Genomic DNA, 589 nt, shown 5'->3' with positions numbered 1-589 from the left:
CGAGGCGCTCGGCGCCCTCGGCGGGCTGGACCGCGGCGCGCTCGCCGCGCAGGTGGCGAGCGCCCTCGAGGTCGTCGTGCACCTGGGCCGACGCGACGGGCTGCGCGTGCTGGAGGAGATCGCCGTGCTCTCGCGCGGAGGGGACGGGATGCTCACCGCCCGGACCGCGCTGCGCTCGCACGGCGGGACGCTGCGGGAGGGGCCGGCCGCGGAGCATCTCGCCTCCCGCCTGCATCACGGGGCGGGCGCGGGGCCCGCCCGGGCAGCGGGACGGAGGGCGGCATGATCCCCGTCCTCGTCGTCGGCGCCCTCGCGCTCGTGCTGCTGTGGGTGCTCGTCCCGCCGGCGCTCCCCGCCGGAGCGCCGGTGAGGGCCTCCCGGTCCCGCCGCGCCCCCTCGGGTCCGCTGGACCTGGCCCGCACGGTCGAGCAGCTCGCGAGCGTGATCAGCTCCGGGGCGAGCATCCGGCAGGGTTGGGGTGCGCTCGCGCGCACCCTTCCCGACGGGGACCTGCGGGATCTGGCCCGCGCCTCCGCCGCCGGAGCGGATCCGCGCCGCGCGGCGGGCGGACGGCTGCGCGGTGCGCCGA

Annotated in this window: 2 pseudogenes; both read left to right on the top strand. The window is 80.1% G+C overall.

What is annotated here, in order from left to right:
• A pseudogene (locus HMPREF3159_RS13335) lies at positions 1-286 on the top strand (secretion system protein E); the annotation flags it as partial.
• A pseudogene (locus HMPREF3159_RS13330) lies at positions 283-589 on the top strand (pilus assembly protein TadB); the annotation flags it as partial. The pseudogenes HMPREF3159_RS13335 and HMPREF3159_RS13330, both read left to right, overlap by 4 nt.

This window comes from Brachybacterium sp. HMSC06H03, from assembly GCF_001807385.1.
In the GTDB taxonomy this organism is placed as follows: Bacteria; Actinomycetota; Actinomycetes; order Actinomycetales; family Dermabacteraceae; genus Brachybacterium; species Brachybacterium conglomeratum.
Note: the sequence above shows the minus strand (reverse complement) of the source record. Positions and strands in the feature narration are given on the sequence as shown.